Source organism: Halococcoides cellulosivorans, from assembly GCF_003058365.1.
Lineage (GTDB): Archaea > Halobacteriota > Halobacteria > Halobacteriales > Haloarculaceae > Halococcoides > Halococcoides cellulosivorans.
Genome location: NZ_CP028858.1, coordinates 55,915 through 77,975, shown reverse-complemented (window position 1 = coordinate 77,975; position 22,061 = coordinate 55,915). Strand labels below are relative to the sequence as shown.

At 67.1% G+C, this 22,061-nt stretch carries 22 protein-coding genes; 12 read left to right on the top strand and 10 right to left on the bottom strand.

Translation table 11 applies throughout. The features are described 5' to 3' along the window. Positions 1 to 40: 40 nt before the first annotated feature. Positions 41 to 511: a hypothetical protein gene (locus HARCEL1_RS00370; protein WP_233357365.1), complete on the top strand. Its 471-nt coding sequence runs from the start codon at positions 41 to 43 to the stop codon at positions 509 to 511. Between the two features lie 9 nt (positions 512 to 520). On the opposite strand, the gene HARCEL1_RS00365 is transcribed toward HARCEL1_RS00370, so the two are convergent. From HARCEL1_RS00365 to HARCEL1_RS00355, 3 genes are all read right to left on the bottom strand, one after another. Continuing rightward, positions 521 to 943: a CopG family ribbon-helix-helix protein gene (locus HARCEL1_RS00365; protein WP_108380647.1), complete on the bottom strand. Its 423-nt coding sequence runs from the start codon at positions 941 to 943 to the stop codon at positions 521 to 523. Between the two features lie 43 nt (positions 944 to 986). Next, the gene (locus HARCEL1_RS00360) at positions 987 to 2,414 is read right to left on the bottom strand and encodes a dihydrolipoyl dehydrogenase family protein (RefSeq protein ID WP_108380646.1); all 1,428 of its coding nucleotides are present in this window, start codon (positions 2,412 to 2,414) and stop codon (positions 987 to 989) included. A 116-nt stretch (positions 2,415 to 2,530) separates the two neighbouring features. Continuing rightward, positions 2,531 to 2,920, bottom strand: a complete 390-nt coding sequence (locus tag HARCEL1_RS00355; RefSeq protein ID WP_108384022.1) for an iron-sulfur cluster assembly protein — start codon at positions 2,918 to 2,920, stop codon at positions 2,531 to 2,533. 43 nt (positions 2,921 to 2,963) lie between these two features. On the opposite strand from HARCEL1_RS00355, the gene HARCEL1_RS00350 reads away from it, so the two are divergent. After that, a complete protein-coding gene (locus tag HARCEL1_RS00350) occupies positions 2,964 to 3,671 on the top strand; it encodes a helix-turn-helix domain-containing protein (RefSeq protein ID WP_159076944.1) in 708 nt (235 codons plus the stop codon). Positions 3,672 to 3,713: 42 nt separating this feature from the next. Here the strand turns inward: HARCEL1_RS00350 and HARCEL1_RS00345 are convergent, their stop codons facing one another. After that, positions 3,714 to 4,523 carry a TrmB family transcriptional regulator gene (locus HARCEL1_RS00345; protein WP_159076943.1) on the bottom strand — a complete coding sequence of 270 codons (810 nt, stop codon included), beginning with the start codon at positions 4,521 to 4,523 and terminating at the stop codon, positions 3,714 to 3,716. A 187-nt stretch (positions 4,524 to 4,710) separates the two neighbouring features. Between HARCEL1_RS00345 and HARCEL1_RS00340 the strand changes: the two genes are divergently transcribed. The 5 genes from HARCEL1_RS00340 to HARCEL1_RS00320 all read left to right on the top strand — a co-directional run bounded on the left by HARCEL1_RS00340 (position 4,711) and on the right by HARCEL1_RS00320 (position 13,919). Further along, entirely contained in the window at positions 4,711 to 7,926 is a 3,216-nt protein-coding gene (locus tag HARCEL1_RS00340) for a COG1361 S-layer family protein (protein ID WP_108380643.1), read from the top strand. Between the two features lies 1 nt (position 7,927). Then, positions 7,928 to 10,360, top strand: a complete 2,433-nt coding sequence (locus HARCEL1_RS00335; protein WP_108380642.1) for an efflux RND transporter permease subunit — start codon at positions 7,928 to 7,930, stop codon at positions 10,358 to 10,360. Positions 10,361 to 10,533: 173 nt separating this feature from the next. Next, on the top strand, positions 10,534 to 12,222 hold the full coding sequence (locus tag HARCEL1_RS00330; RefSeq protein ID WP_108380641.1) for an FAD-dependent oxidoreductase: 1,689 nt from the start codon (positions 10,534 to 10,536) through the stop codon (positions 12,220 to 12,222). Between the two features lie 48 nt (positions 12,223 to 12,270). After that, positions 12,271 to 13,134 carry a ZIP family metal transporter gene (locus HARCEL1_RS00325; protein WP_108380640.1) on the top strand — a complete coding sequence of 288 codons (864 nt, stop codon included), beginning with the start codon at positions 12,271 to 12,273 and terminating at the stop codon, positions 13,132 to 13,134. 110 nt (positions 13,135 to 13,244) lie between these two features. Continuing rightward, a complete protein-coding gene (locus HARCEL1_RS00320; RefSeq protein ID WP_108380639.1) occupies positions 13,245 to 13,919 on the top strand; it encodes a peroxiredoxin in 675 nt (224 codons plus the stop codon). Between the two features lie 25 nt (positions 13,920 to 13,944). Here HARCEL1_RS00320 and HARCEL1_RS00315 read toward each other — a convergent pair whose 3' ends face one another. From HARCEL1_RS00315 to HARCEL1_RS00305, 3 genes are all read right to left on the bottom strand, one after another. Further along, entirely contained in the window at positions 13,945 to 14,340 is a 396-nt protein-coding gene (locus tag HARCEL1_RS00315) for a hypothetical protein (protein WP_159076942.1), read from the bottom strand. 132 nt (positions 14,341 to 14,472) lie between these two features. Further along, complete coding sequence (locus HARCEL1_RS00310) at positions 14,473 to 15,162, bottom strand: type 1 glutamine amidotransferase (protein WP_108380637.1); 690 nt, start codon at positions 15,160 to 15,162, stop codon at positions 14,473 to 14,475. 69 nt (positions 15,163 to 15,231) lie between these two features. Next, a complete protein-coding gene (locus HARCEL1_RS00305; RefSeq protein WP_108380636.1) occupies positions 15,232 to 16,176 on the bottom strand; it encodes a radical SAM protein in 945 nt (314 codons plus the stop codon). A gap of 99 nt (positions 16,177 to 16,275) precedes the next feature. Here HARCEL1_RS00305 and HARCEL1_RS00300 point away from each other — a divergent pair, with 99 nt between their 5' ends. The 5 genes from HARCEL1_RS00300 (at position 16,276) to HARCEL1_RS00280 (ending at position 19,197) form a co-directional block, all read left to right on the top strand. Continuing rightward, a complete protein-coding gene (locus HARCEL1_RS00300) occupies positions 16,276 to 16,902 on the top strand; it encodes a class I SAM-dependent methyltransferase (protein ID WP_233357364.1) in 627 nt (208 codons plus the stop codon). A 128-nt stretch (positions 16,903 to 17,030) separates the two neighbouring features. Further along, positions 17,031 to 17,456, top strand: a complete 426-nt coding sequence (locus tag HARCEL1_RS00295) for a NifB/NifX family molybdenum-iron cluster-binding protein (RefSeq protein WP_108380635.1) — start codon at positions 17,031 to 17,033, stop codon at positions 17,454 to 17,456. Positions 17,457 to 17,472: 16 nt separating this feature from the next. Further along, positions 17,473 to 18,252 carry an MBL fold metallo-hydrolase gene (locus HARCEL1_RS00290; protein WP_108380634.1) on the top strand — a complete coding sequence of 260 codons (780 nt, stop codon included), beginning with the start codon at positions 17,473 to 17,475 and terminating at the stop codon, positions 18,250 to 18,252. Between the two features lie 86 nt (positions 18,253 to 18,338). Beyond that, positions 18,339 to 18,755, top strand: a complete 417-nt coding sequence (locus tag HARCEL1_RS13660; RefSeq protein ID WP_233357363.1) for a hypothetical protein — start codon at positions 18,339 to 18,341, stop codon at positions 18,753 to 18,755. Beyond that, a complete protein-coding gene (locus HARCEL1_RS00280) occupies positions 18,748 to 19,197 on the top strand; it encodes a metal-dependent transcriptional regulator (protein WP_159076941.1) in 450 nt (149 codons plus the stop codon). Before HARCEL1_RS13660 ends, HARCEL1_RS00280 begins: the two co-directional genes overlap by 8 nt. Here the strand turns inward: HARCEL1_RS00280 and HARCEL1_RS00275 are convergent. From HARCEL1_RS00275 to dacZ, 3 genes are all read right to left on the bottom strand, one after another. After that, positions 19,194 to 20,318, bottom strand: coding sequence for a TDT family transporter (locus tag HARCEL1_RS00275; RefSeq protein ID WP_108380632.1), 1,125 nt, complete (start codon positions 20,316 to 20,318; stop codon positions 19,194 to 19,196). The two genes, HARCEL1_RS00280 and HARCEL1_RS00275, sit on opposite strands and share 4 nt — an antisense overlap. A gap of 118 nt (positions 20,319 to 20,436) precedes the next feature. Beyond that, positions 20,437 to 21,222 carry a mechanosensitive ion channel domain-containing protein gene (locus HARCEL1_RS00270; protein ID WP_108380631.1) on the bottom strand — a complete coding sequence of 262 codons (786 nt, stop codon included), beginning with the start codon at positions 21,220 to 21,222 and terminating at the stop codon, positions 20,437 to 20,439. Continuing rightward, complete coding sequence (dacZ, locus tag HARCEL1_RS00265) at positions 21,222 to 22,034, bottom strand: diadenylate cyclase DacZ (protein WP_108380630.1); 813 nt, start codon at positions 22,032 to 22,034, stop codon at positions 21,222 to 21,224. Before dacZ ends, HARCEL1_RS00270 begins: the two co-directional genes overlap by 1 nt. Positions 22,035 to 22,061 lie beyond the last annotated feature (27 nt).

Sequence of the window (22,061 nt, the reverse complement as noted above, 5' to 3'; positions counted from 1 at the left end):
TAATTTGTATCCTTATTTTATTAATCTTGGCCCAATAGAGATGGCAGTGATAATAACGGGGGTCGATCGCGTCGACTCCCGGGAAAATCGATCGGTCAGGCCGTTTCCGGAGCATTCGGGTGATATCGAGTTCGACCTGACGGAAGCCCTCGCCGAGATGGACGACGACAACGCGACAATCGTTGTCAGACTCTTCGAGATCTACCAAGCACTTCTTTCGCAGAACGAGAACGAAGAGGGAACGTCAGTGAAAGCGTACAAGCGGGCGGATGCCGAAACTCTGTCCGAGGCGTTTGACGAGGCGTCGTGGCAAGGGTCTGCAGCGGGGGTCGCTGGATGCCTCGCGTCGAATTTGATTCTCACACACGCGTTACCGAACGCCAACCATCGAACAGCCGTTGCCCTGATCCAATTCTATCTCCGCCGTATCAATCCGGACTTCTCCATGCCGGAAACGACGGTGGAAATCGACCCCGAGACCGACGACTGGCGCGACTGGGTGAACGAGTAGATCAACGAATCACTCCACGAGAATGTTGCCGTCGTCCATCGGGAGGACCGAATAGCTGACCGTCTGGACGTCGCTGGTCGCGCGAATCGCGCCGACGACCGTCGAAATCGCTTCGAGCGAGCCCTCGAGGACGAACAGCTCGAGACAGGACCGGTCACCGACGTGGGTATGAAAGTTCGACGCGACGACGCCGTCGAACTCGTGGCGGATGTCCATCATCTCGCGTTCGACCTCGCCGGCCTGGTAGTCGAACAGGACCGTCACCGTCGCCATCAGGTCCCGACCCTCGAGGGACTGGTCGTCGAACTCGTCGAGCAACTCGCGGCTGGCGTCACGGATCACCTCGCTCCGCCCGCTGTACCCGTGCTCGGCGGCAAACTGGTCGAGTCGTTCGACCAGGCCGTCGGGCATCGAGACGCTCACGATGGGCATACGAACACGCAGTCGGCCCGAAGGTTAATCGTTGGCTTCCGGGTCACTGCGCCGGGGCGGCGCGTTCCTCGCGAGCGTCGAGTCGCTCGCTCGCCGCGGCGATCAGTCTGTCGAGAATCTCTGGCGTCGTCGGGTGGTAGGCCCGGTCTGGGAGCTTGCGCACGTCCAGGCCCATCTCGACGGCGATCTGAGCGGTCTTGGCCATCACGTCGGCGTGATAGTGCAGGCCCTGATAGCCCAGCACGGTCCCGTCGGTGCCGACGACCAACCGCGCGCGGCCCTCGGGCGCATCTTTGGCCTTGAACACGCCGTCGGCGGCCGCCTCGGCGTCGACCGTGACGTGATCGATCCCCGCCTCGTCGGCCGATTCGGCGGAGTGACCCACCCGGACGTAGGGCAATCGGCCGAGCCCCGAGAAGATGACGTGGTGATGGGTCGACCGATAGCTGGCGAGACTGTCGCCCGCGCGGTGGGCGAGGACGTTCTCGGCCGCCGTTTCGGCCTGTTCCTTGCCGACGTGGAGAATGGGTTCACGCCCGTTAGCGTCACCGACGACGAAGACCCGGTCGTCGCTCGTCGCCTGCATGGTGTCTCGAACCCAGTCCTCGCCCGGATCGAGCGTCGTCGCTGAAAGGTTCAGGCCGTCGAGGTTCGGTGCGCGACCCGTAAAGACGAACAGTTCATCGGCCGTCATCGTCTCGCGCTCACCGTCCTGTTCGACCGTCACGCGAACCCCACCGTCGGCGGTCGGTTCGATCGACTGAGCCGCGGCGTCGAGGCGCACGTCCATGTCGAAGGCGTCCCGATAGTACCCGGCCAGGTCCTCCCCGAAACCCGGATCGGCCTCGGGGAGCAATTCGGCCTGGAGTTCCAGCGCCGTCACGTCCATCTCGGCCGCCTCGCTCAGATACGGCGCGAGTTCGAGGCCGACGTAGCCCAGACCCAGAACGACCGCGCTGTCCGCGAACTCTGTCGCGTCGAACACGTCCGCGCTGGTCTGGACCGGCACGTCCTCGATGCCCGGAATCGGCGGCAGATCCAGCGTCGACCCCGTCGCGATCACGACGGAGTCGGCTTCGATCGTCCGATCCCCGACCTGAATCGTCCGGTCGTCGACGAACTGCGCCGTGTCGTGAACGAACTCGACGCCATCGCGATCGGCCAGGCCCTCGATCGCCGTCCGCCGACGCGACGCCCAGTTCGAGGTGTGATCGTCTTTCCGATCGACGACCCGATCGAACTCCACCGTCGAGACGCCGTCCAGGCGGTCGTCGTGCCGTGCGGCGAACCGATGCTCGGCCGCCGAGATGAGTTCCTTCGAGGGCATACAGCCCGCCTGGATGCAGAGGCCCCCTCCGGGGTCGCCGTCGTCGATCAGTGTGAGTTCGATCTCCGATTCACCGGCGAGTCTGCGGGCGACCGCGCCACCCGCCGACCCGTAGGCACCGATCACCGCGACGTGGGTGCTCATACCGGGACGCGGAGATCGCCGGCAATAATAGTTCGGATATTGCCCAAGACCAACTGAACCGCGGCGCTGCCCTTCGGGGCGGAGTGGCGTGGCTGGAGACGCGCGGCCGACCGCACTCAGAACGGCGCGTCGGTGTCCTCGGTCCCCGCTGGCGCGTCAGGGTCACCGGCGGCAGGCCCGTCGGGGCCGTCCTCGCCGTCGAGACCGCTCCAGTTCTGCTCTTCCATCTCGAAAAACCGGGTTCGAGTCTCGTCGTCCATCAGGACGAACTGGACGGTGATCGACACGTCGAACGCGTCGAGTTCGTCCGCGAGACGGTGGGCGAGCAGTTCTTTGATCTGATCGGGGATCCCCGCCATCGGGATCGCCACGTCGACGGTCACCTCATCGCTGGCGACGCGAACGTCGTCGATCATGCCCAACTCGACGAGCGTCGCGTCGATCTCGGGATGCGTGGCGTCGGCGATGGCATCCTCGACGCGCGCGGCGGTGAGATCATCGGCCATGACGCGGTCTCGGCGGTACAGATTGAAGACAGTTTTGTCTCACATGGACAAGACAGACGGGGCTGGGCCGGCCGCCACCGACACGATCGGCGGTCCTTTCAGCCCGGAGCGCCAATCTGGGTCGATGAGTGCGGACGCGAGCGACCCGGCACATCGATCCGAGCGCCCGTTGCGCGTCGTCCTCGACGTTCGGGTCGGTGACGCCTGCCCGCTGACCGATATCGACGGGTCGATCGCGGGGATTCGCGCCCAGCAGATCGACGACATCTGCGAGTGTGAGGTCGTCGTCGACGACGATGTCGTGCGTCTGACTCGCGAACGCGGGCCCGACTGTGTGGCCGACATCGTCCACCGCCACGACTGCGTGCCGACGATCACCGCCGTCGACGGAGCGACCGTTCGGATCGCCGTCTACCCGCCGGACCGAGACCGGATCGCCGCGCTGATCGCCGACCTCCGGGCGGCGGGCTACGACGTGCAGACCCGACAGATCCGGGACCTCACCGGATCTGACGAGGAGGGCAAACCGGGATCGCTGGCGCTGATCGATCGATCGCGGCTGACCGACAAACAGCGCGCTGCGGTCGAGGCGGCCCTCGAGGCGGGCTATTACGACGCCGAGAAAGGCGTCACGCTGGACGCACTGGCGGCCGATCTCGACATTTCGAAATCGGCGGTCTCGCGACGCCTCCGAGCGGCCGAAGCCACGGTGATGCGGGCAGCGTTCGGAGACGCCGACGACGGTGAATGAGTGACGTCGTAGATACCTTCGACGGTGACATTTCGCCGGTCGTCACTCGCCCGGTCGAAACGGTTCGGACTCTTCCCAGTGCTTGTGGAACTGCGCTTCGAGTTCGTGTGTCAGCGACGGATCCTTGACGTTGATCAGGCCGATCACGTCCGCCCGCTCCATCGGATTGACCACCTGGAAACAGAGTTCGACGTGATCGACCAGGAAGAAGGCCCCATAGACGTCCTCGGTCGTCCGGACGGCGAACTCGTCGGCGTCGAACGGTTCCGCCTCGACGCGGTCGACCAACCCGCCAGGAACGGCCGCGACCAGATCGTGTGGCACGAGCATCGAGACCGAGACGCCGCGCTCGATGGCGTCGGCGAGGTGATCCAGCACGTCTGGACCCCGCTCGGCGACGTCGAACTCCGTCGTGAGAACGTCGGCGACCATCGCCACCTGCTCGTTTGCGACGGCGATGCGTTCGAGCAGGAGTTCGGTCGCGTCGGCCGTTCCGATCGCCGTCGTCAGAAAGCGCTCCTCGACGGTCGCCTCCGCGGAGAGGTCGTCGATCAACCGATCGGCGAGCACCTCGAACCGATCGATCTCTGCGCGCAACTCTCTGGTCTGTGTGTCGACGAGGCGATCGATCGCCACCTCCGGTTCGACGGCGAGGAACTTCTTCGGCCGGCTGTGACTGTGCGAGCGCACGAGCCCTCTGGTTTCGAGGTCGTCGAGCACGTCGTAGATCCGCCCCTCGGGGACCTCGCTCGCCGCGGCGAGGTCCATCGCCGACACCGGCCCGAGGCCCAACAGACTCCGATAGGCCCGGTCCTCGTAACTCGATAGCCCCAGGTCGCGCAGGTCGACCATGGCCACGATACGTCCCGAATCGTGGTATACACTTCGATAGCATTGATCGGTGGGGCTCCAGCGTCGGACGAACACGGCGACCGGGCACGTATCCCCCGGAAATACCCCCGATTTTAACATAAATAAACTGGTAGTAAGTTGTTTTATGTTTGATAACAGTTTTTGAGACGGGGGGCCTCGATATCGTATGGGCGCTCCAGACCGTCCCGTGTCGAGCCAGCAGATCGTGGCACTCGCGGTCGTTCTCGTCGTCACGAGTGCGATGTCGACCGGTCCGTTGGGCGTCGGGACGGCCGAGGGCGCGAGTGCGACGACGATCGAGGGCACGCCCCACCTCAACGCGTCGGCCCCCGACGCCCGTCTCGATCCGGGCGCGACTGGCACGGTGACGGTCACGCTGACCAACGACGCGACCTACGACGACAACGGGACCACGCACCCGCCCGAAGCGCGCGAGCGGGCGGGCGAGGCACGATCGGTGTCGGTCGCGCTCGACGACGAGAGCGCACCGCTGACCGTCGAGACCGGCAATCGATCGGCCGGGACGATCGCCGACGGCGAGACCGCGACCCAGGCGTTCGACGTGGTGGTCGACGAGGACGCCCCCGCCGGGACGTACGATCTGACCGTCGAGACGGAGTATCGCCACGCCGAACGCGTCACCTACGAGTCAGTCGCCGACGGCGAGTACGCCTACAACGAGTCGGTCGTCACCCGGACCGAGACCGACACGGTGACCGTCGAGATCGAACCGCAGGCCCAGTTCGCGGTGACGAACCTGACCCACGACGTCCCCCTGGGTGGGGAGGGCACCGTCGCGCTGTCGGTGACCAACGTGGGGTCGGCAAACGTCTCCGAGGCGACGGTGTCGCTCGCGTCGGGCGACGCCGATCTCAGCGTTGGCTCCGGCGGTGCGAGTTCGTCGGCGAACGTCGGATCGTGGGCCGCCAACGAGACGAAGACGCTGACCTACCGGGCCAGCACCGCCGACAGCGCCGTCCAGCGCGAGTATCCCCTCGACGCCACCGTCGAGTACACCGACGGCGACGGCGCTCGCCAGAGCGACGGCGAGCAGATCGGTCTCGAACCGATCGATCGCACGGAGTTTCCGGTCGTCGCGCTCGACCACGACGTGCCCCGCGGGGGCGAGGGGACGCTGACGGTCTCGCTGACCAATGGCGCCCCCACGACCATCACGGAGGTCGGCGTGACGGCGTCGGCCCCCGACTCGACGGTGACGATCGGCGACTCGCCACAGGGGACGACCGCAGTCGCCGCATGGGCCCCCAACGAGACCCGCGAGTTCACGTTCCGGGTTCAGACGGATGGGGGCGCGGTCGAGCGACCCTACCCCGTCGAACTCGGCATCGAGTACACCGACCGCGACGACAACGCGAACAGCGTGACCGAGGTGCTCGCGTTCACGCCCGCCGATCCCGAGCGGTTCGCGATCGACCTCGCCGACCACGACGTGCCCGAGGCCGGGGCGGGGACGGCCACCCTTTCCCTCGAAAATCAGCGATCGACGGGCGTCTCGGACGTCTCGGTGCGGGTCACCGCCGACGACGGGGCGGTGTCGGTCGGCGGTGACGGATCCACGGCGGCCAGCAGTGCGCTCGGATCGCTCACGGGTGGCGAACGCGAGTCGGTGCCCGTCCGCGTGGCGACCAGCGCCGACGCCATCGATCGGGACTACCCGCTGACCGTCGAGGTGCGCTACACCGACGCCGACAACGACGTGAACACCCAGACCGAGACGCTGCAGTTCGGGCCGGGCGACCGCGAGCAGTTCGCCATCGAGTCGATCGACCACGACGTGCCACGCGACGGCATCGGGACGGTCACCGTCGTCGCCGAGAACACCGCCGGCGAGGACCTCGACGACGTGACGGTGACGCTATCGACCGCGGAATCGGCCTTCTTCGTCGGTGCCGAGGGGTCACGCTCTGGGGCGGCGAGCGCCGCCGAGTGGGAGGAAAGTGCGACCCGGCGGTTCACCTACCGGGTGGGCACGAGTGGGGCCGCGGTCGACCGCGAGTACCCGTTCGACATTTCCTTCGAGTACACCGACGCCGAGAACAGCGCGGGCACGTACACCGCCGACGCCGCGATCCGGCCCCAGAGTGACCCTCGATTCGTCGTCGAGTCGGTCGATCACGACGTGGCGATCGGATCGACGGGACGGGTCCAGCTCACGCTCCGTAACGACGGCCCGGTCGACGCCTCGGAGGCCATCCTGACCGCGAGCGCCGAGAGCGACGCGATGTTCGTCGGCACCGGCGGGTCCGAACCCGTCGAGGTCCAGGGCGTCTCGCTGGATCCCCCCGAGCAGGGCTCGCCGACCGCCCAGGCGTACGTCGGCGACTGGCCCGTCGGCGAGAACCGCACGGTCACGCTCCGGGCAGGCTTTGGCGAGAGTGCGATCGTCCGCAACTACGTCACCAGCCTGTCGATCGACTACGAGAACGCTCGTGGCGACGCGATGCCACAGCGCACCCGCTCGGTCGGCATTCGACCCCTGCCCGCCCAGCAGTTCGCCTACGACCGCGTCGAGAGCGACCTCCACGTCGGCGAGGAAGGGACACTCGTCGCAAACGTGACCAATCGCGCCAACCGGACCGTCGACGGCCTGGTCGTCACCGCCGCGAGTCAGGACCAGAACGTAAACTTCTACAACGCCCGCTCGACGGTCGGCGAGCTGGCCGCCGGCGAGTCGGCGACCGTCCGGTATCGCGTCGGGATCACCGCCGAGGCCGAACGCGGGACGCGCGTGTTCGAACTCTCCGCCCGGTATCGTGGCTCGCGGGACGACCGTCACGAGACCGACGCCCGCGACCTGCTGGTCGATGTCGGGGCCGAGCGCGACGCGTTCGACGTCGCGGTGGCCAACGGGTCGTTCGCGCCCGGCGAGTCCGGCCCGTTCGCGGTGACGATCACCAACCGACGCAACGAGACGCTCTCGAACGTGCAGGCGAAACTGTTCACCGACGATCCGCTGGGCAGCGGCGACGACTCGGCGTTCGTGACCGAACTCGCGCCGGGCGAGTCGGCGACGCTCCGACTGGATCTCTCGGTCGCGAGCGGGGCGAGTGCGAAGACCTACGCCGCGTCGATGGACTTCCGGTTCGACGATTCGCGCGGCGACAGCGAACTCTCCGATACCTACCGCGTGCCCGTCCGGGTCGAACGCGAATCGTCGGGCGGCCTGCCGCTGTGGCTCGTCCCGATGGGCCTGCTCGGGGGCGCCAGCGTCGTGGGCTGGCACATGGGGCGCGACCGCCTGACGAGTCTCGTCGATCGACCGCCGACCGGGGCAGAGTCGGCCGACACGTCAGCGTCGGCCGGAACGGCGGAGTCCACTGACGCGCCAGAATCGGCCGAAACGCCAGACGACACCGAGTGACATGGCCCCGATCGTCGACCCCGAGCGAGTGGTGAGGGCGGTCGACCACCAGATCGTCGACCGGCCCGGCCGCATCGTCGTCCTGTTCGTCGTCCTCACCGCGGTGTTCGCGAGCGGACTCGGCGGCGTCGGCGTCGAGTCCGGGACGGGGCGATTCTTCGAGAGCGTCCCCGAACACGACACGCTGGAGACCGTCGACGACCAGTTCGGCTCGCAGTTCGACCCCGACGACTCCTCGACGCAGGTGGTCGTGACCGACGAAAACGTCCTCTCGAAGCGGGCGTTGCTCCGCATGCTCGATGTGCAGGCCCAACTGGAGGCCGATCCGTCGCTTCGCGTCCGATCGGTCACGGGGATCGCCAGCGCCACCGCCCGGGTGCTCGAGCCATGGGCGACGACGACCGACGCCCAGCGCCGGGCGATCGAGACGGCCTCACCCGCAGAGGTCCGCTCGGCGACCCGGACGCTGATCGATCGCCGCCCCGAGATCACGCGGCTGCTCAGTGAGGAGCGCAATCTCGACGAGCCACGGGCGTCGGCGACGCTCTTGTTGGTCTCCCATACGGTCCCCGAGGGTGACGACGCCCACCTCCGGACCGTCCAGGAGCGCGTAAAGGCGACCGCCGAGAGCGGCGACGGCGACGTTCGCGTGTTCGGATCGGCGATCCAGTCGGCGGGCTTCGATCGAGCGATCAGTGAGTCGCTCGGATTGATCGTCCCGATCGTGGTCGTCCTCATCTTGCTCTTTTTGAGCGTGGCCTACCGCGACCCGATCGACCTCGCGCTCGCGCTGGTGAGTCTGATCGTCGCCATCGTCTGGACGTTCGGGTTCATGGGCCTGGTCGGCATCCCGTTCAGTTTGATGATGATCGCCGTCCCAGTGTTGTTGCTCGGCGTCGGCATCGATTTCGGCATCCACGCGATCAATCGCTACCGCGAGGAGCGCGTCGCCGGGCGGGCGATCGATCCGAGCATGCGTGACGCGGTCCGCAGTCTGCTGGTGGCGTTTTTCGTCGTCGCGGTGACGAACGTGATCGGGTTTTTCGCGAACGTCTCCAGTGCGCTCGCGCCCGTCCAGGAGTTCGGCCTCGTCGTCGCGGTGGGGATGATCTTCACCCTGCTCGTGTTCGGTGTCTTCTTGCCGGCTGCGAAGGTGCTCGCCGATCGGGGCCGCGAGCGGTTCGGCGTCCGCCAGTTCTCGATCACGCCGATCGGTGGCGAACAGTCCCGACTGGGCGACGTGCTGAGAGCGAGTGCGGTCGTCGCGAAACGCCACCCGCTCGTGCTCGTCGCCATCGTCTTGCTCGTCACCACCGCAGCAGCGAGTTCGGCGACCAACGTCGAGTCCAAGTTCGAAAGTGACGATTTCCTGCCCTACGCCGATCACCCGCCACAGATCGCACTCCTGCCCGACGCGATCGCCCCCTCGGAGTTCGAGATTACGGCGACCTCACAATACATCACAGAGACCTTCGAAACCACGAACTCCGAACAGGTCACCCTCTATGTCGAGGGGCCCATGCAAGACGATCACGCCCTCGAAGCCGTCCACCGTGCCGGGTCCGATCCGCCCGAGTCGTTCGTCCGCGAGGACGGCCACGCAGTCTCCGAGAGCATCCTCGACGTGATCGACGCCTACGCCCGCGAGAACCCCGAGTTCGCGGCGCGCGTCGAGCGCAACGACCTCTCGGGCAACGGCGTCCCCGACCGAAACCTCGACCCGATCTACGACGCGCTGTTCGCCTCCGAGTACGGCGATCGGGCCCGCGAGTACCTCACCGCAGATCGCCGGGCGACCAGAGTAGTCTATCAGGTGAAAGCGAGCGCGGGGCAGAAGGCCGTGACCGAGGACACCCGCGCTCTCGCCGCCGACGCCCGCCACGACGCGGTCGCCACCGGCAACACAGTCGTCTTCCGGGCTCTGACCGAGGCGCTGCTCGCGTCGGCCGCGTCGAGTTTCCTGCTCGCCTACGGACTGTCGGGCGTCTTCCTGGTGGCGGTCTTCTGGCTCATCGAGGACCGGCCCTCGCTGGGCGTCGTCACGATGGTGCCGATCACCGTCGCCATCGTGTTGCTCGTCGGCGCGATGCCCGCCCTCGGGATCGCGTTCAACGCGCTGACGGCGACGATCCTCTCGATTTCGATCGGCCTCGGCATCGACTACTCGGTCCACGTCGTCCACCGATTCGTCGAGGAGTACGACCGCCGGGGAACCACCCACGAGGCGCTGCTCGTCACGCTCGGCGGGACCGGCGGGGGAATCACCGCGAGCGTGGTGACCACCTCTGGGAGCGTGCTCTGTATGACGCTCGCCGTGAACCCGATCCTCGGGGAGTTCGGCCTCTTGACCGGGATCAGCACGCTGTTCTCCTACGTCACGACGGTGACGATCTTACCCCTGACGCTCCGGGGCTGGACCAGGCTGTTCGGGTGAGATCCCCCGGCATGGTCGCGGTGGACTATATAAAGCCTGCAACGTGTTGTGCCGCGAGCGGACGGTCCCGGGTGGCCTACCCGGGGTATGTCCGAGTTCGCCCACACGGCCGAACCGACAGCCGACCACGCGACTGGACCAAGAGCCCCCGTCGCCCTCGACGGTGATCGGCGATGACCCGAACCCTCATCGTCGGCGGCAACGCCGGCGGGGCCAGCGCCGCGGCCCGCCTCCGTCGGCTGGACGAGTCCCGCGAGATCGTCGTCTTCGAGCGCACCGATCACGTCTCGATCGGGACCTGTGGCATGCCGTACTACGTCGGTGAGACGATCGACGACATCGAGGACCTGCTCGTCCAGACGCCCGCATCGCTCGAACGCCGCTTCGATCTGGACGTGCGGACGGGCCACGAAGTACTCGATATCGATCCCGACGCGAAACGGGTGACGGTCGCTCACGACGACCGCGAGTCCGTCGAATCGTACGATTCGCTGATCCTCTCGCCGGGCGCGGAGCCGATCGTCCCGCCGATCGACGGCATCGAGGCCTGCGAGTGCGTCCACACGCTCCAGTCGCTCGCGGACGCCCGGTCGATCCGCGAGCGGGTCGAACAGGGGGCCGAGCGCGCGGTCGTCGTCGGCGGCGGGTACATCGGCCTGGAGGTGACCGAGAGCCTGACCGAGGCGGGCGTGGACGTCTCGCTGGTCGAGATGGAAGACCACGTCATGCAGGCCCTGGACTACGAGATGGCCGCCCAGGTCAACAACCATCTCCGGGAACAGGGCGTCGACCTGCATCTCAACGCCCGCGCGGAATCGGTCGACCTGATCGACCCGACGACGGTCGAGTTGGCCGACGGGACCGCGATTCCGGCGGACGTGATCGTGCTCGCGACGGGCGTGCGCCCACGGACCGATCTCGCGGCGGCCGCCGACCTGCAGATTGGCGACCGCGGCGGGATCGTCGTCGACGACCAGCTGGAGACCGCTGCCGACGATATCTACGCCATCGGCGACGCGATCGAGGTGACCGATCGAGTGACCGGCCAGCCAGCACACGTCCCGCTGGCCGGCCCCGCGAACAAGCAGGGCCGCACCGTCGCGAACGTCATCGCCGGGCCACCGGACAGCCAGGAGCGCGTCCTCGCGACCGCGATCGCGAAGGTGTTCGACCGGACGGTCGCCGCGACCGGGGCGAACGAGGACGCGCTCAGGGCGGCCGACATCCGCTATGAGACCTCGGTGACCTACTCGCACTCGCACGCGAGTTACTACCCCGGCGCGGAGCCGATGTGGATCAAGGTCCTGTTCGATCCCACCGAGGGCGACCTCTACGGTGCGCAGATCGTCGGCGGCGAAGGCGTCGACAAGCGCATCGACGTGCTCGCGACCGCGATCGCCTTCGACGCGACAGTGTTCGACCTCCAGGAACTGGATCTGGCCTACGCGCCGCCGTACGGATCGGGCAAAGACCCCGTCAACATGGCGGGCTTCGTCGCCGGGAACGTCGTCACCGGCGTCGTCGACGTGCTCCACTGGGACGACCTCGAAGACCTCGATCCCGACGCGTACACCCTGCTCGACTGCCGGCCGATCGAGGAACGACACGACGACGGCGCGTTCGTGAACGCGACGACGATCCCGCTCGGCGAGTTGCGCGAACGACTCGACGAACTGCCCGAGGACTCGACGATCGTCCCGCACTGCAAGGCCGGCCTGCGATCGTACATCACGACGCGCATCCTCACCCAGCACGGGTTCGACGCGACGAACGTCGCCGGGGGGTACGAACTCTACCGACAGGCCAAACGCGACCGCGACGCCCGCGAGTCGAGTGCGGAACTCGGCACGGTCTTCCGGTGATAGCTGTGTCCAAAACAAACAATACTGTTCGGTGGCAACGATAGAACGATGCACGACGACTCCACGCGACTCGCGACCGGTGTGAGTGTGCTAACCGCGATAGCGTTCGCGGCGGTCCTCGCGGTAGGACTCTGGGGAGGCCGGACGACGCTGGTCGGCGTCGTCGCCTTCGGGTTCGTCGCGATGGTCGCTGGCGTGGCCATCAGCGTCGTCGGTGAGTTCGACCGGCCCAGGCGACAGATATGGGCCTACGGTCTGGCGAGTGGTGCGATGCTCGCGAGCGCGGCGGCCCTGCTCGCGCCGAAGGCCATCGCCCCGCAGGGCGCGTTCGCCACGCAAACGGCCACCTACGGCGGGTTCGCCATCGCGGCGGGCTATCTGCTCGGGTACGCGGGCCACGAACTCGGGCACCTCCTGACCCACCACGACCTGCCGCTGAACGCGACGGTAAGCGAACTCACCGTCCACGCGCTGGCGGCGGGGACGATCATGGGCGTGGTCTACGGGTCGCTCCCGGGCCTCTCGGCGCTGTTCGGGTTCGGCGTCCTCGCCCACAAGTTCCCCGCTGGCTTCACGGGGTCCGAATCGCTCCGGACCGCCGGACTGCCCCGGACCGTAATGGTCGTCCCCGCCGCCGCGGTCGCACTCGCGGCGATCCCCGTCTCGCTCGTGATGCCGGACCTCTCGGAGGTCGTGCAGGCGATCTTCTACGGCGTCTCGACGGGCGTGTTCGCCCACGTCGCCGTCGACATGCTCCCCGAGTGTTCTCACGTGGGCAGCCACAGCGAGTCGGGCCACGGCAGCGTCGAGTGCTCGCGAGACGCCGACCGACTCCGCCGCCACGCCGTGGCGAGTACGGTCGCCGGCGCGGGCGCGATCGTCGCCCTCTGGCACGTCGCCGCGATGGTCTGATCGATCCGGTCGTCTCTGTCGAATCAAATCTTGATTTCGACACCCGAAACAAATCTTGCCTGGAATGGATCGTTCGATTTAATATTGTGCAACTACCACCCTACTATGCAATGGTATCAGAGCGCGACCCCACGACGTCGATGCCGCTGATCGGCGACGACTTTCCCGAGATCACCGTCGAGACGACCCACGGCGACCGATCGCTGCCCGACGACTACGCGGGCGAGTGGCTCGTCGTGTTCAGCCACCCGGGCGATTTCACGCCGGTCTGTACCAGCGAGTTCGTCGCCTTCGAGGATCGCCGCGAGGCCTTCGAAGAGCGCAACGCCAGCCTGCTGGGCCTCTCGGTCGATCGCGTCCACTCCCATCTGAAGTGGACCGACTGGATCGACGAGGAACTCGACGTGGAGATCGGGTTCCCGATCGTCGCCGACGAGGGCGGCCAGATGGCCGGTCGGCTGGGCATGCTCCAGTCCGCCTCGGGGACGAGCACGGTCCGGGCGGTCTTCCTCGTCGACCCCGAGGGGATCGTCCGGCAGGTGCTGTACTATCCCGAGGAGATCGGGCGCAACGTCGACGAGATCCTGCGGTCGCTGGACGCACTCCAGCACAGCGACAGCGAGGGCGTCGCGACGCCCGCGAACTGGCCCGACAACGAGCGCTTCGGTGATCGCGTCCTTCTCCCGCCACCGGGCAGTCGCGAGGCCGTGGCCGAGCGCGAGAGCGAGGCCGATAGCGAGGGCTACGAGCAGTACGACTGGTGGTTCACGCTCGTAGACGAGTAGTCACAAGCGCGACACCGACGACAGTTCAGAAACCGAACGACTGCTCAGTAATACTTATCTCGTACCGCGTCACGTTTTCTTTCCGGCCCTCGTGAGCCTCCGAGATTTCCTTGGAATTGCCGGGCCTGACCGTCTCGTCAACGGTGGGTTCGTCGGATGCCACGATCGTATCACCATCGTACAACGTCACGTTCAGCGCGAGAGCAATGGGTTCATTCCCGGTGTTCTCTGCGGTCACGATGCAGTTGACGGCCTCAGTTCCGAGAATAGTCGTGTTTTCGAGGCGGTGCGATTTCACGTCGAGGTTGTCAAACTCGTTCGTCACAACCTCACCGCTCGTGCCGGTGGAACACCCGGCGAGAGCGCCAATAGACCCTGTCGCAGCGATCGCCGTTCCTTTTAGCAGCCTTCGTCGTCGCATACATCATCGTTCGAAGGAATCGTTAAAATTGTTATTATTTTGCCCCAGTCTGTCGTATTCGAGGACCGCCGCAGGGGGACCGACTCGACCGACGAAACCGTCGACCGGATCCGCTGGCGCGGGCCGTTTGATTCAAGCGCGGCGGGAAACGAGTTCCTCGAACCCCTCGAAGACCTGCTTCGCGGCCTGGGTCTCGGCGTGACGCTCGGGCGTGATCCCGGCGAGAAGCGCGTCCACGCGCTCGTCGGACAACTCCTCGCGTTTGTTCTCGACGACCCAGCGGGCCGTCTCGATATCGTACTCGGGGTGGAACTGCACGCCGAGCGCCGACCCGGCACGAAACGCCTGGATCGAGCGGTCGGACGTCGCGACGACGGCCGCGTCCGGCGGGAGATCGACCACCCGATCGCTGTGACTCTCGAACGCACAGAACTCGTCGGGCAGGTCGAGGACTGGATCCGTGGCCACGCGGTCGATCGTCGTATACCCGAGTTCGTACTCGCCCATCGGTTCGACCCGCCCGCCGAGCGCGCGAGCGAGCAGTTGGTGGCCCCAGCAGACGCCCAGAACGGGCACGTCGCGGGCGACCGCGTCGGCCACCCACGCGGCCGTGCGATCGATCCACGCGCGATCGTCGTCGACCGCCGTCTGGGAGCCAGACACGACCACGGCGTCGCCGTCCCAGTCCTCGACCGGCGGCGGGAGATCGCCCTCGCTGACCGGCCAGACCCGGATCGGCAGATCGATCTCGCGGCGGAAATTCCGCTCGGCGGGCGTCGAGCCAAGCGAGGCGTCGACCAGCGCGACACGCGGTGTGGTCATCGGCGGTGATAGGGGCAGGACCGCGAAAAGCGCCCGGCGATCGTGTGCGATCGGTGAGACTGGCCTCGGTCACTCCGTCTGGATCGCGCGGAGATAGTAGGTCGTCCCGCCGTACTCCCGTTCGAGCAATGCGCCCGATGCGATGAGGTCCTCGACGACCGCCCAATCGGCGTCGTCCCGGTCGAGCATCTCCCGGACATCTGCTTCGCGCATCGGGTGGACCGCCGTCACGCCGAGCAGGTCGGCTCGGATATCGCCGGTCGCTGCAAACGCCGGCCCTTCAGCCCCGATGAGGTACTCGACGGTGTCCAACCGCTCGTCGAAGATCGAATACGCACGGGCGAGTGCCGCCTCCGTTGCGGGGTCAACCCAGTCCTCGTCGGGTGGACGCGTCGGAACGGCGATGTAGGCCGTGTCGGGGTCGATCGCCGCGACGCGATCGACGGTCGCATCGAGGTGGTGGGCCTCGTCGTTGACGCCGTCGACGAGCATCGTCTCGGTCGTGAGCGTCCCGTCGAAATCGGCCGCGAACGCCTCTTTGCCGCGCTGGATCGCCTCGAAATCCAGCCGGCCGTTCGGCCGGTCGACCTGTCGCCAGGTCGTCGCCGTGCCCGCGTCGACTTTGATCGACACCCAGTCCGCGCGTGCCAGGTCGGCCCGCACCTCCGGATCCGCGAGCAGAGATCCGTTCGAGATGACCGCCACGTCCACGTCGAAGTCCTGCAGGCGGTCGATCGTCCCGCCGAGGTTCGCGTCGAGCGTCGGTTCGCCGTCGGGGACGATCGAGAGGTAGTCGACTGACTCGCCGGCCGACCGGACCGCGTCGAGGCGCTCGCGGACCGCCGCCGCGATCTCGTCGGGCGAGTGGAACTCCCGCCGGTCGGTCCCGCTGGTCGTCGTCGGTCCGAGTTGGCAGTACACGCAGGCGTACGGACAGGTCGTCGGCGGAATCGTGTTGATCCCGAGACTCTTGTGCAGGCGACGCGACGGCACAGGGCCGTACGCGAGGTCCATGCCCACCCTCGGGGCGGGATCGCCCTCAATCGATCGGTCGTCTCGGCTGTCGGTGCCCCCGGCAGAAGGCTGGTGGTTCCCCACGCCGAACGGACGATCGTGTCGAAGAACCCGTTCGATCGGCGGGCGGCCGAGTACGACGCGTGGTTCGACACACACGCGGCCGTCTACCGGTCCGAACTCGCCGCGCTCCGTCGCGTCGCGCCCTCGACGATCGGTCGTGGACTCGCGATCGGCGTCGGGACCGGGCGATTCGCCGCGCCGCTTCGCGTGAGCGTCGGCGTCGATCCGTCCGTCGCGATGCTCGCGAGGGCCCGCGAGCGCGGCGTTCGGCCCCTCGTCGGCGTCGCCGAGTCGCTACCGGTCGCCAGCGATCGGTTCGACACCGCGCTCGTAGTGACGACGGTCTGTTTTCTGGACGACCTCGATCGGGCGCTCGCCGAAGCCGGCCGGGTGCTCCGGCCCGGCGCGACGATCCTCGTCGGCCATATCGACCGCGAGAGCCCGCTCGGACGGCGCTATCGAGAGCGAGCGGCGGCCGACTCGTTCTATCGCGAGGCTATTTTTCACTCGACGGCAAATATTCTGGACGCGCTCGAAGATGCTGGCTTCACCGAGCAGGCGACCGCGCAGACGCTGTTCGAGGACGCCGACGCTGACGGCCCAGACCCGGTCGAGGCGGGCCACGGAGAGGGGTCGTTCGTCGCACTCGCAGCGCAGCGGTGAGCGTTGGGTCGATCCGAACACCGAGTCAGCGATTTGTCCACAGTGTCCGATCAATCACGTCTCACCGGCCGTCCACTCCCGACGACCGGAACCATCAAGCGACTGGGAAGCGGAGATTGTTGCGATCCATGCTGATCTGTGTGCCGAGTCTCGACGACGGCGGACTCGACGCGCCAGTCTCGGGCCACTTCGGGCGGGCCCCGAACTACTCGCTGGTCGACACCGACAGCGACAGCGTCGAGGTGATCGACAACGACGGGCGCCACCACGGCGGGAGTGGCTCACCGCCCCAGATCGTGGCCGATACGGGCGCAGACGCACTCGTCTGTGGGAATCTCGGCCAGAAAGCCGTCGAGCGATTCGACGCGCTCGACATCGAGGTCTACTGTGGAGCCGAGGGAAGCGTCCGCGACGCGGTAGAGGCGTTCGAGGACGACGATCTCGACCGGGCGACCCCCGACGGGTCGCACTGTTCGGGCCACGGCGACGGTGGTCATGGCGACGGCGGCGGTCACGATCACGACCACGACCACGGCGACGGACACTCCCACTGAGAGATAAGTCACCACCATGCCCACCGTCACCATCCTCGCGGACAACGAAGTGAAAGGCTCTCGACCGAAAGGCCTGCGCGCCGAGTGGGGCTTTTCCGCGGCGATCGACGACCTCCTCTATGATACGGGCCAGACCGGCGTCGCGGCCCACAACGCCGCACTGCTCGACGAGGGCCCGTTCGAGACGATCGTCTTGAGCCACGGGCACTACGACCACACGACCGCACTGCCCGACTTCCTCGACGACGCCGACGACCTCTACTGTCACCCGGCTGCGTTCGAGGGTAAATATCACGGCGACGAGCCGATCGGGATGCGCTACGACCGCGAGTGGCTCGAATCGCGGATCGACGTGAAGACCCACACCGACCCCGTCGAACTCCGGCCCGGAATCCACGCACTCGGGGAGATTCCCCGCGAGTACCCCGACAGTCGGACGGGCGAGATCCGCGAGGACGGCGAACTGGTCGACGATCCCGTGCGTGACGACCAGTCGCTCGCCGTCGAGAGTTCCGATGGCGTCAGCCTCGTACTGGGCTGCTGTCACGCCGGTCTGCGGAACACGATCGCGTACGCCGAATCGGTCTTCGATCGGCCCGTCCGGACCGTCGTCGGCGGGACCCACCTTCGAGCAGACTCCCGCGAGGCGATCGCGCCGATCGTCGACTGGCTCGACGGCCGGATCGAACGGATCGCGCCGACCCACTGCACCGGGCAGGTCGCCCGGCGCGCCCTCGACGATCGGTTCGGGGAGGCCTTCGTCCGGGTCGGTGCGGGATCGCGAATCGACCTCTGAGGGGCGCTCGACGCGACCGAGCCAGTTGGCAGTACCAATACCGCACCACCAGAAGGATTTTGCTGGTCGGGCGTGAACGATCGGGCATGTCCGATCACGACACCGGCCGATCGAGCGCGCGGACCGGCAAGTCGCGTGGCGGAAAGGTGGCCAGTGGACCCGCCCACGGATCGCCATCGTCGAACCGGGGGCCTGCCGGTCGAAAGCGCGGCGGACCACGGGACGGCAACTGCGACGGGACGGGCCCCCACGGTGACCGAGGCGGGGGCGGTCGGCGCTCGCGCGACGGAAAGGGCCGATACACCGAGGAACTCACCCTCGACGCAGTGCGAGCGGTGTTCGACGCCGTGGACGGCCCGGCCGTGACGACCAGCGACGTCGCTCAGCGACTGGATGTCACCACCCAGTCGGCCCGGAGTAAACTCGACGCGCTGGTCGATCGGGGTGACTGCGAGTGTCGCAAGACCGGCCGGACGATCGTCTACTGGCGCACCGATGAGTAAGTCCACACTCGACGCAGACGATCGGCCCGTCAGTCCGGGGGAAGGACGGTACCTCTGCGGGATTCTCGACCGCCAGTTGCGGTCCGACCCGCCGATCAGCAACGGCGCGCTCGCGGACTCTCTCGGCGTGAGTGCGGCGAGCGTCACCGAGATGGTCGAGGCGTTCGCGGATCGCGGCTTCGTCGCGTACACCCCCTACGAGGGCGTCGAACTCACCGATCGCGGCGAGCGAATCGCCCGGGAGATCCTCTGGCGGCGCTGTACCGTCGAACAGTATTTCGAGCGCCACCTCGACGTCGAGATGGCGGTCCAGCGGGCCTATCGCGTCGGGCGGTCGCTGCCCGCCGCGGCGATCGAGGCGATGCACGGAGAGATCGACCGGACCTGCCAGACAGCCTGTGAGGCGACCACGGCGAGCGACTGCCCGACGCTCGCTCCCTAATCCTCGGGGCGGAACGCCTGCCCGCGGAGGATCATCCGACCCGTGAGCGTCGCGGTGACGATCCAGACGGCCGTCAACAGCGTGGTGATCGCGATCAGCGCGGCCTCGAAGACCACCGTCCCGAACAGGTGGGCCATCACGCCCGAGGCGATGGCGACCGCCGCCGTGGGGAACGTGTACGCCCACCACGTGAAAAAGAACGGGTGGTCACGCCGGGCGACGTAGTGGGCGACCAGCGACAGCGTCAACACGAACCACCACGCGGTGAACCCCCAGAGTCCGAGTGCGAGCAGTTTCAGGAAGGGGACGAGTGGCTCGACGGCGATCGAGAGACCGACCCCCGCCTCCAGCGCGCCGATCAGGCGACCGATCGCGACGACCAGGATCGCGGTCGGCGCGAGGCCGATCACAAAGGTTGGGGCGAGTTTCTCCGGCGGGAGACTCCCGTAGGCGTACCGGTGGAAGACGATCGACCCGACGAACAGGAACATGAACGTTCCCACCCCGATCGCCATCGTCGAGACGGCGAAAAAGAGCGCCCCGGTCGCCGTCCCGGCGTAATACTGTTCGACCAGCCAGAAGCCCAACAGCGGGATGACGAGGTGGCTCACCGGCGGGATGTACCACGCGAACACGCCGTGATCGATCGCGATGTCGTCGTTGGTGAAGAGCAAGACGACCAACAGAAAGCCGAAGGCCACGATCCCGGCGCTCCCCAGCACGAATAGTAGTGTCAGCGCCGGGCGCAAGATCGCCTGAGAGAGGACGCCGCCCATCGTGCGCGCGATACCCAGTCCCAGGACGATCAGCGTGATCGGCATCGTCGGGAAGAACTGACTCCGGATCGGATGCGCGAGGTCCGCCCGAACCTGCTCGGGATGCGTGACCGTCCGGACGAGCCAGGGGATCGTGAACGCGACCGTCAACAGCGCCGTCAGCACGACGAACGCCCGGGCGACGACCTGCACGGCCCCCACGCCGGTCGCCGCGGCCACCATCGAGAGCGCGACGCCGAGCGCGCCCGTCCCCATCGTCGATCCGAACCACTGCGGACCGAACTGTTCGACGACCCGTTCCAGCCTCGGAGAGCCCTTCCAGATGGATCCAGTCTGTGTCGACATAGTTGTGTTTGGTATACCCAATTCTGCACACGACAAATGATAAGCGTTCGGTTCCGCCACCGGGAACGAGACGTCGCCGGCGCTGGCCGGTCGAGTCCCTCAGCGTCCCCGCGGCGACTCACTCCCGAACGCGAACGATGCCAGACCGGAGGACGCGGTGGTTCGGGACGATGTACTCCTCGGTGTCCCGTTCGATGTGCGTGACGAACAGGTCGACCTCCTGGACGATCCCGCGGTGGTCGTCGACGACGACCTCGTCCCCGATACTGTACGGTTCGCTCAAGAGGAGGTACGCGCCGGCGGCGGCCGCCGACAGCGGCACGCGAAAGGCGACCGCGCCGAAGACGACGAGGGCGAACAGATAGCCCGCGAGGACGACCACCAGCGGGAGCGTCGCGATACCGATCTGGGTCAACCCGAGCAGTGCCGCGAGGAAGAAAATCGACCACTTGACGCCGTCAGCGACGATCCGAACCTGCGGGAGTTTGACGCCCTTCAGACGTTCTTCGAGCATCAACCCGGCCTTGTCACCGGCGATCAGGCCGACGACGACGAACACGATGGCGACGAAGACGTTCGGGAACAGGGCGGTCGCGCTCGCGGACAGTTCCGTCCGGAGGAGTTGGGTGGTGTTCAACGCGACCAGCACCGTCAGCGCGTAGATGAACAGGGCGGGCAGGAGCGCGAAAAAGCCGATCGTCGACAGCCCCAGGCGACGGATCGACCGGTCGAAGACCGTCCCCTCGACGCTCTGTTCGATCCCCGCCTCCTCCAGGATCCGCCGGGCGACGTAGCGGACGATCAGCGCCGCCGCCGGCCCGACGATCGCGGCGGCGACCGCGACCACCAGCAGGTCCGCGCCGATCGGCGCCAGGTCGGGGAGGGCGACACCGACGGCGGCCATCAGTATGCCTCCGGATCCAGTTCGAGGACGAGTTCACCCGCCTTGAACGCCCGAACCATGCCGTCGCTCTCGCTCAACACGACCGCGATCGACCCCGTGTCGCGCGTGATCGCGCCCGCGGCCATGTGACGCGCACCCAATCCTTTCGGGATGTCGACGCCCTCGGCGGCGGGTTCGAGATACCGGTACGCGGAGACGATTTTGCCCGAATCCGAGATGACAAAGGCCCCGTCCAGGCGGGAGAACTCCTTGAGCATGACGTTCACGATGGGGTCACCGACGTGGACGTGGGACTTCTCGAAGGGGTTGTAGGAGAGTGGGCGAGACTTGTTCATCACCGTGCCGGCGTCGCCGACGACGAACAGGGCCCCGACGGGCTTGCCTTTCTGGCCTTTCCGCCCGAGTTCGACGGCGACCTCGAAGACGTCGCGAATCACGCTCGGGTCGGCCCGGGAGTTCGCGAACAGGTCGTACACCCCCGAGCGGCTGAACTCGTCGGCGCGCACGCGCACGATGGTGTCCGGAGCGGCGGTGAACATCCCCATGACACAGACCACCACGGCGTCGCCGGCGAGCAGATCGGTCGCGATCGCGCCCTCGAGGCCGAAGCGGATCCGCTCGGTCGGATCGGAGAAATCCAGCGGGAGTTCGACAAAGGTTGCGGCGTCGACCTCGTTGGAGGGGCCGACGACGATCGGCGGGTCGTCTCCATCGGCGGTCACCTCCTCGTACTGATCCTGACTCGGTGAGAAAAGCAAGACCCCGTCGACGTCGGCGGTGATCGACTCGAAAATCGACCGGAGGGAACTCATTGGGATAGATTCGCGCGGTCGGGCAAA

Excerpts from the sequence above, each read along its gene's own strand:
- HARCEL1_RS00370 (WP_233357365.1), top strand. The coding sequence starts at position 41 with ATGGCAGTGATAATAACGGGGGTCGATCGCGTCGACTCCCGGGAAAAT.
- HARCEL1_RS00365 (WP_108380647.1), bottom strand. The coding sequence starts at position 943 with ATGCCCATCGTGAGCGTCTCGATGCCCGACGGCCTGGTCGAACGACTC.
- HARCEL1_RS00360 (WP_108380646.1), bottom strand. The coding sequence starts at position 2,414 with ATGAGCACCCACGTCGCGGTGATCGGTGCCTACGGGTCGGCGGGTGGC.
- HARCEL1_RS00355 (WP_108384022.1), bottom strand. The coding sequence starts at position 2,920 with ATGGCCGATGATCTCACCGCCGCGCGCGTCGAGGATGCCATCGCCGAC.
- HARCEL1_RS00350 (WP_159076944.1), top strand. The coding sequence starts at position 2,964 with ATGGACAAGACAGACGGGGCTGGGCCGGCCGCCACCGACACGATCGGC.
- HARCEL1_RS00345 (WP_159076943.1), bottom strand. The coding sequence starts at position 4,523 with ATGGTCGACCTGCGCGACCTGGGGCTATCGAGTTACGAGGACCGGGCC.
- HARCEL1_RS00340 (WP_108380643.1), top strand. The coding sequence starts at position 4,711 with ATGGGCGCTCCAGACCGTCCCGTGTCGAGCCAGCAGATCGTGGCACTC.
- HARCEL1_RS00335 (WP_108380642.1), top strand. The coding sequence starts at position 7,928 with ATGGCCCCGATCGTCGACCCCGAGCGAGTGGTGAGGGCGGTCGACCAC.
- HARCEL1_RS00330 (WP_108380641.1), top strand. The coding sequence starts at position 10,534 with ATGACCCGAACCCTCATCGTCGGCGGCAACGCCGGCGGGGCCAGCGCC.
- HARCEL1_RS00325 (WP_108380640.1), top strand. The coding sequence starts at position 12,271 with ATGCACGACGACTCCACGCGACTCGCGACCGGTGTGAGTGTGCTAACC.
- HARCEL1_RS00320 (WP_108380639.1), top strand. The coding sequence starts at position 13,245 with ATGGTATCAGAGCGCGACCCCACGACGTCGATGCCGCTGATCGGCGAC.
- HARCEL1_RS00315 (WP_159076942.1), bottom strand. The coding sequence starts at position 14,340 with ATGCGACGACGAAGGCTGCTAAAAGGAACGGCGATCGCTGCGACAGGG.
- HARCEL1_RS00310 (WP_108380637.1), bottom strand. The coding sequence starts at position 15,162 with ATGACCACACCGCGTGTCGCGCTGGTCGACGCCTCGCTTGGCTCGACG.
- HARCEL1_RS00305 (WP_108380636.1), bottom strand. The coding sequence starts at position 16,176 with ATGGACCTCGCGTACGGCCCTGTGCCGTCGCGTCGCCTGCACAAGAGT.
- HARCEL1_RS00295 (WP_108380635.1), top strand. The coding sequence starts at position 17,031 with ATGCTGATCTGTGTGCCGAGTCTCGACGACGGCGGACTCGACGCGCCA.
- HARCEL1_RS00290 (WP_108380634.1), top strand. The coding sequence starts at position 17,473 with ATGCCCACCGTCACCATCCTCGCGGACAACGAAGTGAAAGGCTCTCGA.
- HARCEL1_RS13660 (WP_233357363.1), top strand. The coding sequence starts at position 18,339 with ATGTCCGATCACGACACCGGCCGATCGAGCGCGCGGACCGGCAAGTCG.
- HARCEL1_RS00280 (WP_159076941.1), top strand. The coding sequence starts at position 18,748 with ATGAGTAAGTCCACACTCGACGCAGACGATCGGCCCGTCAGTCCGGGG.
- HARCEL1_RS00275 (WP_108380632.1), bottom strand. The coding sequence starts at position 20,318 with ATGTCGACACAGACTGGATCCATCTGGAAGGGCTCTCCGAGGCTGGAA.
- HARCEL1_RS00270 (WP_108380631.1), bottom strand. The coding sequence starts at position 21,222 with ATGGCCGCCGTCGGTGTCGCCCTCCCCGACCTGGCGCCGATCGGCGCG.
- dacZ (WP_108380630.1), bottom strand. The coding sequence starts at position 22,034 with ATGAGTTCCCTCCGGTCGATTTTCGAGTCGATCACCGCCGACGTCGAC.